Annotated in this window: 16 protein-coding genes; 7 read left to right on the top strand and 9 right to left on the bottom strand. The window is 44.7% G+C overall.

Annotated elements, in window-relative coordinates; translation table 11 throughout:
• Window positions 1-4: 4 nt before the first annotated feature.
• Genes HMPREF9193_RS06175 through HMPREF9193_RS06155 form a run of 5 tightly spaced genes read right to left on the bottom strand, consistent with a single transcriptional unit; the run spans window position 5 to window position 7,151 of the window.
• Window positions 5-2,962, bottom strand: a complete 2,958-nt coding sequence (locus HMPREF9193_RS06175) for a WD40 repeat domain-containing protein (RefSeq protein ID WP_156882466.1) — start codon at window positions 2,960-2,962, stop codon at window positions 5-7.
• Between the two features lie 40 nt (window positions 2,963-3,002).
• Window positions 3,003-4,421: a hexokinase family protein gene (locus HMPREF9193_RS06170; protein WP_040847682.1), complete on the bottom strand. Its 1,419-nt coding sequence runs from the start codon at window positions 4,419-4,421 to the stop codon at window positions 3,003-3,005.
• A 25-nt stretch (window positions 4,422-4,446) separates the two neighbouring features.
• Window positions 4,447-5,241 carry an ABC transporter ATP-binding protein gene (locus HMPREF9193_RS06165; protein WP_021687226.1) on the bottom strand — a complete coding sequence of 265 codons (795 nt, stop codon included), beginning with the start codon at window positions 5,239-5,241 and terminating at the stop codon, window positions 4,447-4,449.
• A gap of 4 nt (window positions 5,242-5,245) precedes the next feature.
• Window positions 5,246-6,169 (bottom strand): ABC transporter permease, encoded by a 924-nt coding sequence (locus tag HMPREF9193_RS06160; RefSeq protein ID WP_021687225.1) that lies wholly within the window; start codon window positions 6,167-6,169, stop codon window positions 5,246-5,248.
• 19 nt (window positions 6,170-6,188) lie between these two features.
• Window positions 6,189-7,151 carry an ABC transporter substrate-binding protein gene (locus HMPREF9193_RS06155; RefSeq protein ID WP_040847680.1) on the bottom strand — a complete coding sequence of 321 codons (963 nt, stop codon included), beginning with the start codon at window positions 7,149-7,151 and terminating at the stop codon, window positions 6,189-6,191.
• Between the two features lie 223 nt (window positions 7,152-7,374).
• On the opposite strand from HMPREF9193_RS06155, the gene rpsU reads away from it, so the two are divergent.
• The 4 genes from rpsU (at window position 7,375) to HMPREF9193_RS06135 (ending at window position 10,851) form a co-directional block, all read left to right on the top strand.
• A complete protein-coding gene (rpsU, locus tag HMPREF9193_RS06150) occupies window positions 7,375-7,590 on the top strand; it encodes a 30S ribosomal protein S21 (RefSeq protein ID WP_021687223.1) in 216 nt (71 codons plus the stop codon).
• Window position 7,591: 1 nt separating this feature from the next.
• A complete protein-coding gene (locus HMPREF9193_RS06145) occupies window positions 7,592-8,659 on the top strand; it encodes a phosphodiester glycosidase family protein (RefSeq protein WP_021687222.1) in 1,068 nt (355 codons plus the stop codon).
• 63 nt (window positions 8,660-8,722) lie between these two features.
• Window positions 8,723-9,691, top strand: coding sequence for a PilZ domain-containing protein (locus HMPREF9193_RS06140; protein WP_021687221.1), 969 nt, complete (start codon window positions 8,723-8,725; stop codon window positions 9,689-9,691).
• Between the two features lie 8 nt (window positions 9,692-9,699).
• A complete protein-coding gene (locus HMPREF9193_RS06135) occupies window positions 9,700-10,851 on the top strand; it encodes a tetratricopeptide repeat protein (RefSeq protein ID WP_021687220.1) in 1,152 nt (383 codons plus the stop codon).
• A 34-nt stretch (window positions 10,852-10,885) separates the two neighbouring features.
• Here HMPREF9193_RS06135 and HMPREF9193_RS06130 read toward each other — a convergent pair whose 3' ends face one another.
• Genes HMPREF9193_RS06130 through HMPREF9193_RS06115 form a run of 4 tightly spaced genes read right to left on the bottom strand, consistent with a single transcriptional unit; the run spans window position 10,886 to window position 14,301 of the window.
• A complete protein-coding gene (locus HMPREF9193_RS06130; protein ID WP_021687219.1) occupies window positions 10,886-11,362 on the bottom strand; it encodes a DUF192 domain-containing protein in 477 nt (158 codons plus the stop codon).
• Window positions 11,359-11,985: a hypothetical protein gene (locus HMPREF9193_RS06125; RefSeq protein ID WP_021687218.1), complete on the bottom strand. Its 627-nt coding sequence runs from the start codon at window positions 11,983-11,985 to the stop codon at window positions 11,359-11,361. The genes HMPREF9193_RS06130 and HMPREF9193_RS06125 overlap by 4 nt, the downstream gene beginning before the upstream one ends.
• A 3-nt stretch (window positions 11,986-11,988) precedes the next feature.
• The gene (locus HMPREF9193_RS06120; RefSeq protein WP_021687217.1) at window positions 11,989-13,185 is read right to left on the bottom strand and encodes a Crp/Fnr family transcriptional regulator; all 1,197 of its coding nucleotides are present in this window, start codon (window positions 13,183-13,185) and stop codon (window positions 11,989-11,991) included.
• A gap of 42 nt (window positions 13,186-13,227) precedes the next feature.
• Window positions 13,228-14,301: a UDP-N-acetylmuramate dehydrogenase gene (locus HMPREF9193_RS06115; protein WP_040847678.1), complete on the bottom strand. Its 1,074-nt coding sequence runs from the start codon at window positions 14,299-14,301 to the stop codon at window positions 13,228-13,230.
• A gap of 57 nt (window positions 14,302-14,358) precedes the next feature.
• On the opposite strand from HMPREF9193_RS06115, the gene cysS reads away from it, so the two are divergent.
• The 3 genes from cysS to HMPREF9193_RS06100 are packed head-to-tail and all read left to right on the top strand — an operon-like array spanning window position 14,359 to window position 17,095.
• Window positions 14,359-15,879: a cysteine--tRNA ligase gene (gene cysS, locus HMPREF9193_RS06110; RefSeq protein WP_021687215.1), complete on the top strand. Its 1,521-nt coding sequence runs from the start codon at window positions 14,359-14,361 to the stop codon at window positions 15,877-15,879.
• Window positions 15,880-15,915: 36 nt separating this feature from the next.
• Window positions 15,916-16,455, top strand: a complete 540-nt coding sequence (locus tag HMPREF9193_RS06105) for an RNA polymerase sigma factor (protein WP_021687214.1) — start codon at window positions 15,916-15,918, stop codon at window positions 16,453-16,455.
• Window positions 16,436-17,095, top strand: a complete 660-nt coding sequence (locus HMPREF9193_RS06100; protein ID WP_021687213.1) for a zf-HC2 domain-containing protein — start codon at window positions 16,436-16,438, stop codon at window positions 17,093-17,095. Before HMPREF9193_RS06105 ends, HMPREF9193_RS06100 begins: the two co-directional genes overlap by 20 nt.
• The last annotated feature ends 22 nt before the right edge of the window (window positions 17,096-17,117 follow it).

Genomic DNA, 17,117 nt, shown 5'->3' with positions numbered 1-17,117 from the left:
TGTTTTACCGTTTTACGCTAAACTTAAAACGCACTGAAAAACCGTGCATATCTTTTTGCTCGGGCGACCATAAAACTGCAGCCCCCATATCGATCGGGAAAGCAACTGCAGAGCCTGAATTAAACGTAAACGTTGTAAACAAAGAAGTGTGAACGCTCAGCTGCGTCCTTTCATACGCATCCAGCCACTTACATTCCGCTCCGCCGTCAAAAGTTAGGCGGCGGAAAAAAATCGGTGCAAACGGAAGCGGTTTTTGAATATCGCAAGAAAAAAGAACTGCAGTTGCACCGATGTGCACGTTTGTTCGGGCATTGATATAGTAGCGCGCTACAAGCGAAAAAGGAAGATTGAGCGTAAAATTGCGCGGATTTTTAAACGGAATTAAAAAAGGAAAATGAAACGACGTTTCAAACGCATTATAAAAAACAGCAGGCATAAAAGAGATTCCTTCAGCCGACCAGTTTTTATGCATGTGCAGCACAAAAGATACTCCTGCGCTCAACACATCGTAGTAACCGATGCCCGTTTTTTGCGTGCGGACAAAGCCCAGCTTTGCTTCATCGAGTAAAGTATACCCTGCGCGGACTTGCGTATCGCCGTTAAGCCGGTACAATGCAAATGTGTTGTTTTGGATATACAAACTGTTAAAATCTGAAACAACGGGAATACGGAAACCCGTATGCAGCCGGGTGCTTATGTTTTGGATTTTATCGGTTTTTGTTTCGGCATACGCATCGGCGGCAAAGGTAAAAGCTTTTTCGCTGCCTGAAGCCGATAGGCTCAGCGCGGCATTTTTTGACTCCACATTAAAACCTGCCCCGCAAGATAAAACAAAGCGCTCTGCAGGGTCTGATGTAGCAGCCGAAAAACCGAGCGGCATAATATCGCTTACGTAGGGTTTTAAAGCGTCCATGTTCAGCGAGCCTGCCAAAGGAATAATCATCCCCTTTTTCATGTAGTGCAAGGGATGGTAGGGGACATATTCGGCGGTAAAATTTGCTGTAAATCCTGTTGTAAACGCCATTCGATCTGTAAACGCCGCTTGCTTGTGTTCCGGACGGATTTTGTTGTCCGCAGGGAATAACTGCAGTGCATACGAACTGTTCATATCGGCACTATGCGGTTCAAAAAAAGATAAACTGCGGTGTTCGTAAAAACGCGAAATAAAAGCTATGCCGCCGGCAAAGGGAACGGGGCAAAAAACACCGCCCGAAAATTGGGTATCCTGTACGTGCAAAAGCACTGCGCCCGTACCTTGCTCCAACACAGTATCGGATGTATGCAAACAGGAAGTATCAAGCCACGCTAAAACAGGCTGCGTATACGGGGTAAGCGCACAGGAAACGTACAGCTTTCCGTTTTGTACCGACAACGAAGACAAAACCGGCTGTGCATCATAAAGCGAAAGATCAAAGTCCGCTTGCCCGGCGGAACTTTGCCCGCCCGTTTGTATAGCTTTTTGCACACGGTAATACGCGCTTGTGCCGTTTGCGGTATCGTAGATAAAAAGACAGGTATGCACCCCCGAACGGACAATGCATACAATGCGCCCGTTTCCTGCGTCTGTCGGTTCAAACACCAAAGAGTTTGCCTCAAAGGGAATACGTACAAGCGGCAGTAAAGGCGTACCGCCTCCGTGCGTACTGTGCCGCCCATCCTTATGCACCGTTCGGCGGCGCTCTGTGTGCGCTATATATTCCCAATCGTAAAGCACAAGCGAAGATTGCGCACCGTCCGTTTCAATTCCGGCAAGCAATTGTTTTCCGCCGGCAGCGGTAACGATTGCACCGTCTCGAATATGCTTAAAACTTGCAACAAAACTACCACGCTCGCAATCGTATACGCGCACGGTATGCACCGCTTTTGAGCCGCCCGAAGCTCCGGAAGAAACTAAAAATTTTCCGTCGCGGGAAAACGACAAACGTTCGTGCAAATCCGATGTATACAAAAAACTCTTTTTTATATTGCCGTTTTTTCCGCTCCTGCCGTCTTTTACAGTTTGTGCAGTAAACACCGAAAAAGAAGCTGCGTCGTACCATGCGATAGCCGAAGACGAAGCGGTTAAACACGTGTATAAATGCTTGCCTTTTTTGCTTTCGCGGTATTCAGAGCTTTTTTGAGCAAACAAGGGGTTTACCCCGTGCTCCGCTACGGCAGGCTTTACAAGCGTTTGTTTAAAATCGTTCCACGCTTGCGTCAGCGAAATACCGTATGTTTTTTTAAAAATTCCGGCAGATAATTTAAAAGGATAAAAAGTTCCGCCGTTTTTCCAAAAGTCGGCATAAGAGCGCATGCCGTATTTTTTTTGAATAAAAGAAGAAAAAGAAGCGCCGAACATATACGGCAAAGAACCGTCGGTATACAGTGAATAAGAGCCTGCAACATCGCGCCAATCGGGAAATTTATCTTCGATTTTAGCTTGGCGCAGTACGTGTAAACTGTAATTATCGTTCAGCCTGCCCTCGCCGTCCATACTTTCAAAAGACACCGCAGCGCCTTCAACAAACGAAGTCGGAAAATTAAGCAATAAAGACGGCGAAACCCAATCGCCGAAAACGGCTGAAGTTCCATGCCAAAAAGGACTTTTTATATTCAGCGTAACGGCGTGTACCAATTCGTGATAAAAAACCGACACAAGCGTATCTGAAAAAACGGCAAACGAAGATGAGGGTACACAATCGCGCAGCACAATGCGGTTGTACGGCACAACGGTAAAATATGCATTTAAAACATCGTATTCGGGAGTAATGAGCACGGGACAACGTGTTTTCCCGAAAAGTGAGTGCGTATCGAGTAAAAGAGCATCGCACAGTTTTTCGTATAGGGTATCAGCATGTAAAGCAAGATGACGGGCTGATTTTTCCGATTGCACGGGAAAAATAATATCAAAGTATTGGGTTTTAATTACCGAAAGTTTTTTAAAAAGCGATACGTGTGCTGCCGGCTGTATTTGAGCAAACAAAGCGCTGAAAAAAAATAACCAACCGGCACAAAGGGCAATTTTACGAAAACACCGCAACAGCCGTACCCAAAGTAATGGCGTTATCGAGCGAAAGGACTTCATAGTATATATGTCTTTTACGCAACAAAAGTTCATCCAAATAGCCCATAATCCGCGAACGCAAATTATACGTTTTATAAAAAGTCGTCCCTTCGCATAAAACAGCTACCGGCAGCACAGGATCTTTACCCCGCCCGGTTTTAATTACCGCAGCAGAGACAAGAGAAGCGGTTAAGCGTGCACAACGATCGACAAACATATCGAGCAGCACATACAGCATGTTATAGTCGCGCTCATCCGAATGTACAAGAGCCGCTCCCAAAACGGTATCCGTACAAAACGGCGTATAAAAAAAGCGATCCATATCGTATAAAGAAAACTCGCCTAATGCAGTTAACGCTTTGCTTGCGTTTTTTCCGAACAAACCTTCGCGGCATGCCCCGTGCACCGCACGAGAAGCGACGGCTCCTACATAAGCTCCGGAACACATTTTTTCTATTACGTAGCTGCCGGGCGATTGCGTTGTTTTATCGAATTCAATATCAAAATCGCTTCGCACTACTTTGTCAAACATACCGGATTCACATACGACAATTTGCCCTTTCGATTGTGTATGCGGCGTAAGGTCGTCACTTTGCCCGATTTTTGGGATTGCGTCGTACTCCATATATGCAGTGTTTAAACCCGTTCCCAAAATAAGAGCTGCATACGAACTGTAACGGCGGCAGGATGAAGCGGTAGAAGCTCCCGCAAGCAAAGCAGCGGCAGTATCGTTTAAAAGTACGATTTTTTCCGGTTTTTTCCATCCACGCTGTACCAAAGCTTCAGAAAGACTTGAGCCGACAAAAGAGCCGATAACTTCTTTTGCTTTTATTTCTTTTGAAAAACTGAGCACTTGACCGTCGCCGTCTTTTGTAATTTTCATAGCATACGAAAAACAAAAACCTATTTTTGCAGCTTTGTTTTTTAAATGATCCAAATTCGCGGCTATCGCATTAAAAAATTCTTTTTTACTCAACTCTTTTTCTATTCCCGGCATTGCACATTTTTCAAAGTCGCTTATAGAAGCCGCTCCGGTATGATCAAACGATACCAAGCATGAGCGGAAATTCGTGCCGCCGGCATCTATAACGATAACGCGCTCGTTTTTTACCGGTTCTTGCGGAGGAGTTTTCCATGTGGGAATCATTTCCAAAGATGAAGTAAGAGGGCAAGCATAAGCAGCACCCGCAGCATTTGCTGAGTTTTCCGCACAAGCCGTACCCGCTGCGCCGGTTGTACCGGAAAAATCGGTTTTAACGCCGTCCAAACCGAGCTGCATATCGCACAGCAGCGCATCAATCAGCGAATCCATATCCGGACCGTTAACGGTTATACCGTGTTTACCGGCAAAAGATGCCGCTGTTTTATGGATATCCACACTTTCCTCCTTAATAAATACCGTTTTATACAAACAACATACGGTCGTTTAGCGCTTCGGCACCGTCTACGGTTTCAAATTTTTTAAGTAAATCGGCAACTTGTATATTCTTTTTTTCTTTCCCGCTCACATCGTAGATAATACGCCCTTCATGCATCATAATCAAACGGTTTCCGTAGCGGATGGCGTGTTTCATATTGTGCGTAACCATAAAAGCGGTAAGATTGTCGCGTTCTATGATTTTTTCGGTTATATCGAGTACTTTTTGAGCCGTTTTGGGATCGAGCGCGGCAGTATGTTCATCCAAAAGCAGCAATTTGGGTTTTTGCAGCGTTGCCATAAGAAGCGTAAGCGCTTGGCGCTGACCGCCCGATAATAGACCTACTTTTGAAGTCATCCGGTTTTCAAGCCCCAAACCCAGTTCGCTCAACTTTTCGCGGTACAACTGGCGTTCTTTTGTACCCACTCCCCAGCGCAAAGTGCGCCGCTTTGCGCGCCGGTATGCAAGTGCAAGATTTTCTTCTATCTGCATTGTTGCGGCAGTTCCTTGCAGCGGATCCTGAAACACCCGCCCCAAATATGCAGCTCTTTTGTACTCTTTAAAAGAAGTAATATCGATTCCGTCCAGCACAATATTTCCACTGTCCGCAGTATACACGCCTGCAATCAAATTTAAAAGCGTTGATTTTCCGGCTCCGTTTCCGCCGATAACGCTTACAAAGTCGCCCGCTTGTAAATGTAAATCTATACCGCACAACGCTTTTTTTTCATTCACCGTTGAGCGGTTAAAGGTTTTAGTTATATGCGATAACACAAGCATACCGCTATTCTCCCCGCTTAAACCGGCTAAAGCCGAGAGTGCGTCCGCTTCGCGTAACGCTTTTTTTAAAAACCGGAACTGACAGCGCAAGGGCAACAATACAAGCGGTCAGCAATTTTAAATCGCTGGATTTCATACCCAATTGCAAAACGGCGGCAATGATAATGCGGTACACCACCGAACCGAGTACCACACCCGCAAGCGTATACCAAAAAGCTATATGCGTGCCGAACAGCACATCCCCGATAATAATAGAGGCAAGCGCTATAACAATAGCACCCGTTCCCATCCCCACATCCGCATAGCCTTGAGCGTGCGCAACCAAAGCTCCCGATAAAGCGGTTAATCCGTTTGCAAGCGCCAAACCGGTCAGCTTCATCGTATCCGTATTAACCCCTTGGGCTTTCATCATTCTTTCGTTGGTTCCCGTTGCACGGATTGACGCTCCAATTTCCGTTCCGAAAAACCAATACAAAAGCGCAATAATCAAAACGGAAAAAAAAGCGCCGCTTGCCAGCGAACTGATGTTTTTATCCCATCCGGTAAAAGCCGATACATCACGCATAAGGGTTGCAACACCTAAAAGCGGAATATTCGCTTTGCCGCCCATAACACGTATGTTTACCGAATATAAAGCAAGCATTGTTAAAATACCTGCTAAAATAGCCGGAATTTTTAACTTGGTATGGAGCAAAGCGGTAACCGTTCCCGCTGCGGTGCCGCACACAAAAGCGAGTGCAAGAGACAACAGGGGCGGAACACCGCTCGATACGGCAACCGCACCTACAGCTCCTCCGAGCGCAAAACTGCCGTCTACCGTTAAATCCGGAAAATCAAGTACTTTAAATGTAATAAAAACGCCCAAGCTCATCACTCCCCACAAAATCCCCTGGGAAGCGGCGCCTTGTACGGCAAGCAAAAAGCCCATTATTGCAGCACCGAACGTATCAGCGCAAATCGGCGGGAATACTTATACCGATATCGCGCGCCATATCTTCGTTTACGGTTAAATTAAAAGTATCCACATACTCTATCGGCATATCGGCAGGCTTTTTGCCGTCGCGCAAAATTTCAACCGCTTGGTTTCCGGTTAATTTTCCCAACTCGTAGTAGTTTATACCGTATGTCGCAAGCCCGCCGCGCATTACCGGCGCTTCTTCTCCGCATACAACCGGAATTTTTGCGTCTCGGGCAATCATCCCGACAGTCGTAATACCTGCGGCAACCATATTGTCGGTAGGCACATAAATTGCATCCGCTTTGCCGACAAGATTTTGCACCGTTTGCTGAATTTCATTTGAATTGGAAACGGTTGCGTCCATATATGCCAAACCGATTTGCTCACATACTTTTTTTGCAATATTTATTTGAAAAGCCGAATTTTGTTCGCTCGAACTGTACAAAAAAGCAACTTTTTGCATATCCGGAGCAATTTTTTTAAGCAATTTTATCTGCGCTTCAACAGGGGTTAAATCGGAAGTTCCGCTTACGTTTGTTCCGGGTTTGGCATTCGATTTTACCAACTTTGCCGATTCTGGATCGGTTACCGCTGTTACCAAAACGGGAATTGTATCGGTGAGATTGGCAACAGCTTGAGCTGCAGGAGTTGCAATCGCCAAAATAAGATCGCAGCGGTCGTTTATAAATTTTTGCGCTATCGTTTGGCAATTTGCCTGCTCGCCCTGTGCATTTTGATAATCTATTTCAATATTTTTACCGTCAAAATAACCGGCTTCTTCCAGTGCATCTTTAAAACCGCGGAAAGCCGAATCAAGCGCATCGTGTTCGACTAATTGCAGCACGCCGATTTTTAAGCTGTCTTTTTTTTGAATTTTTGAACAGCCTGTCAATACGGCAAACACGGCAAGAGCTGCCCAAATGGCAGTACATACAAAATTTCTTTTTTTCATAAAACCACCTCTGCTATTTTCCAATATATTTTTTCTACTATAATACAAAATACATTGCAATGTCAAATCTTCGGTGACTATCTTGGCAGCACTTATCAGAACGTTCTGTCGATTTAGCTTATTTTCAATCCGCTCTCTATCAATCAACTCTCTTGACCGAAAAAATATTTTATGCCATACTGAGCGTCCGGCATTACACAAAACCGGAAGGGGGTGATTACACTTGGCTCACATCATTATAGATGATTCCGAAAACCTTGAAAAAGCTATAAAACGTTTTAAGCGCATGGTTGAAAAAGAAGGAATTATCCGCGAATGGAAAAAACGGGAGTACTACGAAAAACCCTCTACTATCCAAAATCGCAAAAACAAAACGCTCCAGCGTAAATTGATGAAAAAAAACCGTAAATCACGGGATTCGGCGCACGGTTCGTACTGATATGCGCCGCTTACAAAAAGCTTCGGGTTTGCTCCTGAGGCTTTTTTTTATACTTACCCTTTTTCCGCTCATTCTCTTTACAACAGTAAGCTGTACAACTGCCGCACATACCGGTTTTCCGGCAAAGGATACGGCGGACACCCATGCCCTACCTGCAAACGCCCATGCCGCTGAAAACGACAAAAATACCGCGCTTAATAGCGACAATGCCGACGGTACAGCACGTACTGCCGACAGTGCAAACACGGCTGAAACTGCCAAATCTGCCGCGCGTTCAGCAGCCGTTGCCGCTGCCGTCAATGATAAAATCGATGCTGCAAGCGGCGAATGGCAGACAATCGTGCCGCCGGTACAATGCATACGCCGCACATACAAAACCATTCCCCTTGCTTATTCTTTAGTGTGCATAAACCTTGCCGACAATGCAATCGACATTACGGGAACACAGCCCGAAAAATACGGAACGAGCACGGTAGCAGCGGTATCGGTAAGCTCATGGGCTAAAAAAAAAGGCACAGCGGTAGCAATAAACGCATCTCCTTTTGCTTACACGGGCTGTGTTTTTTCAAATAAACGGGAATTGCGCGGCATATACGTATACGAAGGGCACACCGTATCAGAAGCAAACGCAAAGTACGCGGCGCTGTATTTCGATAAAAATAAACGAGCTTTTATTGCCGACAGTCAAAACGAAGCGGAATTAAGCGGCGCACACTTTGCATTCGGCGGCTTTTGGACGATTTTGGACGGCGCAAACATAGTAGACGGTATTCCCTCAAGCGAAAACGGTATCATAAAAAAATTTAAAAACATCCGCGAAGCGCGCACGGCGATCGGCATAAGTGCAGACGGTTTAACGCTTTATATTTTATGCGTAGAAAAAAACCTTCGCAGCACGGGTTTATCGTTTACGGAATGTGCACAAATACTTAAAAACGCCGGAGCCGTGCGCGCGCTGCAAATGGACGGCGGACATTCGGTTAATTTAATTGTGCGCGGTTTCCCAAAACTGTCAATACGCGGCATACGCAAAGCGGCAAATTGTTTGGGTATTGTATACCGCCAGTGAAAGCATAATAACCCGCCGAAAAAGCGATTGACCAATTATTTTTTTTAATTTATTATAACACGCATGGGACTGTTAACAAGTCAGCAAATAACCCGTTTTTACGATTTGTATCGCGACACGGAAATTGTTTTTTCAAAAGAAATCATCAAAACGCTGCACCTCGATCCCCGTCAAATTTATATTAAATGCAATAAAGGTCAGTGGCCCTGCATTATCAATTCGTCTTCTCTGCTTGCTTCGCGCATTATCATAGGAACCAGAGGCGGCGCATACGCGGCAATTCAAAAGCCGAATACACCGGTTAGTTTGCGTTTCTTTTTTACCGACCAAAACGGCGAATCAATGAGTTTTTTTGTAAACGCACATGTCAGCGGAATCGAAAACTATATGAACTCCCGCGATTTGGCTATCGCAACGCTCACCTTTAATTCAAAACCGCCTGACGATCTTATTGAAATAATCGGCCGTATACTGGAAACAAACACAAACTTTATCCGCAGAAAAGAAGAGCGTATCGCCATTACGCCCGAATCGAAGCGCCGGCTGTCTTTATTGCGGGAAGAAACCGTTTTGCTCGTACAAAACGTACCGCGAAACTGTATTGTAAGAGATTTGTCTTTTTCCGGAGCAAAAATTATTATGATGGGTGTAGCACAATTTTTAAAAGACAAACAAGCGGTTTTACAATTGGAATTCGACGAACCGCGCGAAACGGTTACTTTAAACGGCACAATTATAAAAGCGGAACCCGTTGAAGAAAGAAAAGAATTGGTAACACTCTCTATAAAATTTAACGACGCAGAAGTTCCCATCGCATATAAAGTACACATCAACAACTGCCTTACCGCGGTAAGACAAAAAATGCTCAATTCGATAGCACAGCAAACTCAGCAAAGTCCGGGCTCACAGTCAAAGGTAGTTCCTATGCCGACAGCGGCTACAGCACCGTTTTCTACGGCGCCCATTCCTGCGCCTACCGGAAATGCAAGCCCCGCACAAAATGTTTCGAATGCAGCCGGTACAAACGGTTAGGAGAAGCGGTGAATCCTGCAAATCCTTTAGAATCGGTTATTTTTATCCGTGTACCGGAAAATTTCACTCTTTCTTCCCAAGCTTTTCATATAGACACGGCCATTCCGCTTCCCGTGCAAAAAGAAGCCGGCAGCGCTCAATTCGATATTGCTTCGCTGACAAAAGAACAGATTTTTGCCGGTATTTTAACCGTGCTCGCTTACGATACGGCAAACGAACATACCGCATATTACCGCAGTTTGCTTACATCGGCAAAACCGCACATAAAAGAAGAATTAACCGAAGCGGCAATTTTAAAAGCAAAAAATGAAGATTTCGAAATAGCCGAAGAAATATTTTCCGCCCTACGCGGACTTGATCCGGAAGACCCTGCAACCATACTGAACAGTGCGCTTTTTTTTGACCAAAGAGCGGATTCGTACCGCCGTTCCGGTTTAAACGAAGATGCGGACGCATACGACGAAAGCGCTCACCGCTTTTATAAAGCGGCTATGGAAAGCGAATCGGTTGTTCCGGATGCTTTTTTTAACGCAGGATTTTTTTACCTTAAACAAAAAAATTTTGTAAAAGGTAAAAGCTGCTTTGAAACCTACCTTACCCTCGTTTCGTCTTTGAACGACGACGAAAAAAACGAAAACGTGCGCTATAAAATTGACCGGGCAAAAGAAATTGTATTCGACATCGGCAAGCGTAATTTAGACGATGAACTGTTTAAATCGGCATATGATTTTATCTCTATGGGACAAGAAGAAAAAGCTTTGGATTACATACGCCGTTTTTTGGAAAAAAATCCTACGGTATGGAACGCATGGTTTTTGCTCGGTTGGGCGCTGCGCCGGTTACAAAGATGGCAGGATGCAAAAGCGGCTTTTGAGCAATGCTTAGCGTGCGGCGGCGAAAACGGCGACACGTATAACGAACTCGCCATTTGTTTTATGGAATTGCAAAATTATGAACAAGCAGAAAAACATTTGTTGCAAGCATTAAAAAGCGAACCGGAAAACACTAAAATAATGTCTAACCTAGGCTTTTTAATGCTTAAAAAAGGCAAAACAGAACAAGCGCGCAGTTACTTTTCGGCGGTTTTGGAATTCGATCCGAACGACCGCATAGCAAAAAAAGCGCTTGAAGATTTGGAAGGCTCGCCGCTGCAAAAATAACAGCTTAGCGTAGACTGCTGCTTACCCGCGTGCTTTACGGCAAAGAGACGGTACACCCCGGTACAATACCATTTGCAGAAAACCAGCCTTGCGGCACTTCAAGTGCATAGCGCACAGATACCGTAGAACTGACGTTTGCAAGACTGTAAGGCGTCATATCAAACAATTCACGTATAGTCCCGCGCGAATCGATAAAAGCTATGGAAAGCGCAGAAGGCGTATTTTTCATCCAAAAACGCAAAATCTGATCCTGCTCGAATATAAACAGCATACCCGTTCCTTTAGGAATATGAGTGCGTTCCATATAGCCGAAATTCCGCTGCTTTTCGGTTTTGGCAAGTTCCGCTTGTATGCTAACCGTTGTACCGTCGCTTCGCGTTATTGTCAGCTCTTTTTTTTCCAATTTATATTTACCTTGAGCCGTACACGAAACGGAAAACGCCAAAAAAAACAACAAAAACGCGGGAAAAATGCACAAAAAGCGGCTGTATAAAAAAGCGTATTTTTTCATAAAGCCTCCAAAATACCGTCGCGTATGTTTTCAAAAACGGTTTGTTCAACCCTGCTCATATCCGCTAATTTGTCAAAAACTTCGCGGTCTATGTATTTAACACTGATCGGCCGTTCCAGACTCAACAATACCCGCTCGTCTTGCCAGCGTACGATTTCCGGCGAAAGATTTTCCGGCTCGCCGTATTTTGATAACAGGCGGTTAAATATCGAATAAAAATCCATTTTTTCCGGATTAAAATTCAAAATAATAGTATACAGTTTATCTTCATAAAACTGAAACCAACAGCGTTCCAAATAACCGTCCGAGCTTGTTTCTATAAGCATGCGGTTTTCGCCGGGCAGCAAAGACACATCGCGCTCTCCGCGGTAACCGAACAAAGAATCGGCTTTAAGCGCTTTTTTTGTTTCTTCTACGCTCATACCTAATTTAATTGAACGATAACCTTGCGGCAATGTTTTAGGATTTTCGGCAATTTCCAAAACAGGCGGTTCTTTTTTTTGCCCGTCGGGACGCACAAACGAATTCGGCGTAAAACGGGACGCTTGAGCGCACAAAAGATTTTGCATAAAAACGGCGCATACAAAAAACGCCGGCACACCAAAAAAAGTCCGTATTCGCATAAATCAGCCTGCCGGTATGTAATGTTTTTGTTTGCGGTAAAATTCCGACGCTTTTATCAAATCATGACAGTCGGCAATGTAAATTTTATTGGAAACCAAACGCACACGGGAATCTTGCATAAAATGCCCCAAAGCAATCGCTTGGCGTTTTTTGGGAATACCGCACATATTCGCCAAATCGTAAGGGGTAAGATCGAATTGATAGCTTGTTCCCGGACCTGTAGGAATGCGTTTTTTTTCCAATTGTAAAGCAAGCATATCGAACAATTGAAACACGGGGTCGGCGATTTGCGCATTTATCAAATGTCGCGACATAGACCACAAACGGTCGGCAAGAGTTGTAGTCAAACGGGCTATAAGCTGCGGGCGTGTTGCAACCATTCTGTCAAAGTTTTGACGGTTTATCGTCATCAGCGTACAGTCCTCGTGGACTATTGCGCTTGCCGAACGGGGTTTGTTTTCAAGCAATGCCATTTCGCCGAAAAAATCACCTTTTTGCAAAACCGCTAAAATCACCTCGTTACCGTCAACCATTTTTGATATTTTCACTTGCCCGCTTTGAATAATAAACATATCCTGCCCGGTTTGGCATTCCGAAAATATCATCGTGTCTTTAGGATAATTTCTTGTAGTATCTGCAGGAGTTTCAAAATATACGGCTTGCGATTTGGGTTTAAGCGCAACAAAGCGCTTTTTTGCTTCTTCTACATTTGCTCCGGCAGGACATTCTTTTAGATACTGATAATAACCGTATACGGCTACATTCGTTTTTCCCGTTTTTTCATAGTAAGCGGCTATCGTATACAACTGTTCGGGAGAAGAGTTAAGCGTGTTTTTAAGAGTAAGCCGAGTAAGCACTTCGTTTACCATACGCGTTTTATGCGCAAACGTGCGGATAATTTTCATGGCAACGGGAGTGTTTTTGGCAATCAATTCCGGATACTGCTCTCTTTCTACAGAAATGGCGGTAACATCGGTTAAGGCAACGGCGCTTTCTATTTGACTGTGCAAAGACATACATGAAACAACGCCTATAAAATCTCCCGGCCCCAACACGCTTGCCGCATCGGGTGTAGGATCGTTTTGTCTGAACGTGCGGACTTTTCCGCTTTGAATAATATAAAAACAGTCGTTTTTCGGTTTACCTTCGACCGATAAATAAGAATCTTTTTTGAAATTTACAAATGCTAATTGCAGCATTTTTTTTCTCCTACAAAAATACAAAATCCGACAGAGCTGCGGTCAATAAAATAAAATTTCGCATTCCAGTTCGTGCCCGCTGTGTTTTTTTACTTCGGTTTGTATCCGTTTTACCAGTTCTTTAATACTATCGGCAGAAGCACCGCCCAAATTGATTATAAAGTTCCCGTGCCACGGAGCTACTTGCGCTTGTCCGATTTGCAAGCCCCGCAATCCCGCTTCATCAATTAATTTGCCGGAAGGTTTACCGAATGTACGGTTGTTTTTAAAAACGCTTCCTGCCGAAGGATAGCGGAACTGTCCTTTTTTTTCGCGGTCTTGCACAAAAAAACGGCTTTTTTGTGCAACGGTTTTAGGCTCTGCCGCACACACTTTAAAAGCCGCCTTTACAATAACCGGATGTTCGCTGCAAGATATAGCACCGCAAGGCGTATCAGCGCACAACGCATCATTGCACAGTGTGCGTTGTGCCGAACCGGGAGCCGGCATAAAAGGGGATTTTTTGTAATCCCAATCGGCACAGTTTATATTATAGCGGCACAAAGGCGGCAAATCACTGTTTTTTACGCCGCAAATGTCAACCTTATGCGCGGATAAGTTTGGTGTAGACACGGCTGGATCGGATACGGGAACAAAATAATCCGCATATCCAAGCACATCGCTTATCGATTTTTCGTAACAGCGAGCGTTCATATAGACTGCCCCGCCGACGCTTCCGGGCAAACCGGCAAATTCTTCAAGACCGGAAAGCCCGTTTTCACAGCAAAAGGCAGTTAATTTTTCAAAACTGCAGCCGGCTTCGCAAACAACCAAAGCACTCGAGTTGTTCGCCTCTATACGGTTTAAAGACGAGGTAGTTACAGTAAAACCTGTAATACCCGTATCCGAAATAACGACGTTTGAACCGCCTCCCAAAACCCAAAACGGTACATTTTCCGTTTTAAGAATACACAGTAAATGCATAAAACTTTTGATGTTTTCCGGCTGTGCAAAAACTTCGGCATTTCCGCCTACTTTAAACGTCGTATAAAAACGTAAAGGCTCGTCGTAACGCATTTTGCATCGAAAATTTGGCGATGTATTGCAAATTTCCGCTATTTTGCGTAGATTAGTCATAAGGCTTTTAGTATAATACAAGCGTCATTAAATATAAAGGGTGCAACGGAGAAAGTTATGGCTTTACGGTTATTCAACACAATGGGACGCAAAATCGAAGATTTTACACCGCTTCACGCAGGTTCGTGCGGATTTTACGGCTGCGGACCGACGGTATACAACTACGCACACTTAGGGAATTTGCGCGCTTACGTATTTTTAGACACCCTCGACCGCGTTATGCGTTTTTTGGATTATACGGTAAACCACGTTATGAACATCACCGACATAGGGCACTTAACCGGAGATTCAGACAGCGGCGAAGATAAAATGCTTAAAACGGCAAAAGAGCGCGGGCAGTCGGTTTTGGAAATAGCAGACTTTTACACGCAAGCTTTTTTCCGCGACATAGACCGCTTAAACATACGCCGCCCCACTACCGTATGCAAAGCAACAGAACACATTGCCGATATGATTGCTTTAATCGAACGGCTTGAAAAAAACGGGCACACATATATGTCCGGCGGCAATTTGTATTTTGATGTGGCAACCTTCCCCGACTACGGCAAACTTGCTAACTTGAATTTAAATGATTTAAAAGCCGGCGCACGTATCGATGTGGATAAAAACAAACGCAATCCCTACGATTTTGTATTGTGGTTTACCAAAAGCAAATTTGAAAACCAAGCGCTCGTATGGGATTCACCGTGGGGAACCGGTTATCCGGGCTGGCATATCGAATGTTCGGCTATGAGTATAAAATATTTGGGCGAACAATTCGACATTCACACCGGCGGTATAGACCACATACCCATTCACCACACCAACGAAATAGCGCAATCAGAAGGCGCTACCGGCAAACAGTGGGTACGCTATTGGCTGCACAACGAGTTTTTAGTTGTAGACAAGGGTAAAATGTCCAAATCGTCCGGAGATTTTTTAACTTTGCAAAAATTAATCGACGACGGTTACGACGCGCTCGACTACCGCCTGTTTCTTTTAGGCGGTCATTACCGCAGCCAGCTTGCTTTTTCTTACGAAGCTATGGACAGCGCAAAAAATGCGCGCAAAGCTTTGGTACAGCGCACGCTTAAAACGGCAGAACGCGCATTTGCCGAAGGTTTAACGCGAAGCGAAGCCCAACTGTGGGCGCAAAAAGCCGACAAAAATGCGCCGTTTACCGGCAGCGTGCGCGATGCATTGGGAAAAGAAGGACAAAAAGCGCTTACAGCATTTACAAACGAACTCGAAGACGATTTGGCAACACCGCGCGCCCTCGGCATACTGCAAACAACGCTTAAAAACAAAGAAATGAGTGCACGCGAATGTTTGCTGTTTATTTCCGAAGCCGACAAAGTGCTGGGGCTGCAGCTTATAAAAACGGCGCTTGAACAAGCCGACAAAGTGCAAACACCGGCTCTCGGCGCTTCTCAGCAAAACGATGCACAAAAAGCCGAAATAGAAGCTTTAATTGCCGAGCGCACGGAAGCAAAAAAACGTAAAGATTATGCAAAAGCCGACGAAATACGCAGCCTTTTAAAAGAAAAGGGCATCGTTTTGGAAGACACGGCGCAGGGAACCGTATGGAAGCGTGTATAAAGACACAAAAACGCTGTAACTTTTTCGGGGGAAGCCTTGTTTGATACTCAGGTGTATGCGGCAAAAGAAAGCGATTTCCGCAAAATTTACAATGAACTGATGTCTTTGTTGTTTAAGATATCCTACAGGATTGTAAACGACGAAGAAGCCGCCGAAGATTTGGTGCACGATTCATTGATAAAAATGCACGAAAAAAAGCTGGTATTTCCTTCAATGGACGACGCAAAGTACTGGCTTATCAGGGTGGTAAAAAACGCTTCACTGAATTATGCAAAACGGAAAACACGGGAGTACCGGGCGTACGAGCGGGTTTTAAAAGAAGACCAGCGCAAAACCGATTCCGGAGAAACCGAACTTCTAAAAGCGGAAGCGGTAAAATATACACGTAGCGCTTTGGAAAAATTGCCGGTAAACCTTAAAATGGTTTTGATTTTAAGGGAATATGCCGAATTGAATTATAAGGAAATAGGCAGAGTTTTGGGAATTACCGAAGGGAATGTTAAAGTAAGAGTTTTTAGAGCGAGAGAACAGCTCGCAAAACTTATAGGAGAAGACGATGTCTACCTGCCCCAGTAAAGATATTTACTCTTTGTATGCCGACAATGAATTGCCGGAGCGTTTTAAAAAGGAATTTGAAACGCACCTGTTGCACTGTCCAAAGTGCCGTAAGGTTTTGGACACGTACTCGGCACTGCACACTAAGTTGTGTAAAGATGCCGAAACTTTGGAATTAAATGCAACGGAATTGGAAGAAGGCTATGTACGCTTAAAAGCGCGATTAAGCTATACTTCGGTTGTGTTTCCGAACAAAAGCTTTTCTTCTCTTGCGCTTAAACTGCTTCCTGCAGCGGCAGCTCTTGTTTTTGCCGTTACCCTGCCCTTTGCTGTTTCGGCATTTAAAACCACTGTTCCTCAAATCGTTACGATCAGCTCTTCAAACGTAAACGCCGTACCGATTCAACAGCGCGGCATACTTGCAAACGATACGGTACAAGCTGCTTCTCTTGCTTCGGCGCTCGGCACCGATTATAAAATTACGCTTGATATGCCAAAACTAACATCCGTAAACGTATTCCAGCCGGAACTGCAAGCGGACAACGTAAAAATATATATTCCGCTGTCCGGCGTTTCAGATATGACAAGCCTTTTTTCGCCGTACCAAACGGTTAATGTGTTACCGGTAAATGCAACGTTAACCGAGGCTTCGGTTCCGTGAACTTTTTTAAGTATTTTGCGTA

Origin of the sequence: Treponema lecithinolyticum ATCC 700332, assembly GCA_000468055.1 — a bacterium.
Classification (GTDB): Bacteria; Spirochaetota; Spirochaetia; order Treponematales; family Treponemataceae; genus Treponema_C; species Treponema_C lecithinolyticum.
This window is presented reverse-complemented; position numbering and strand designations above follow the sequence as displayed.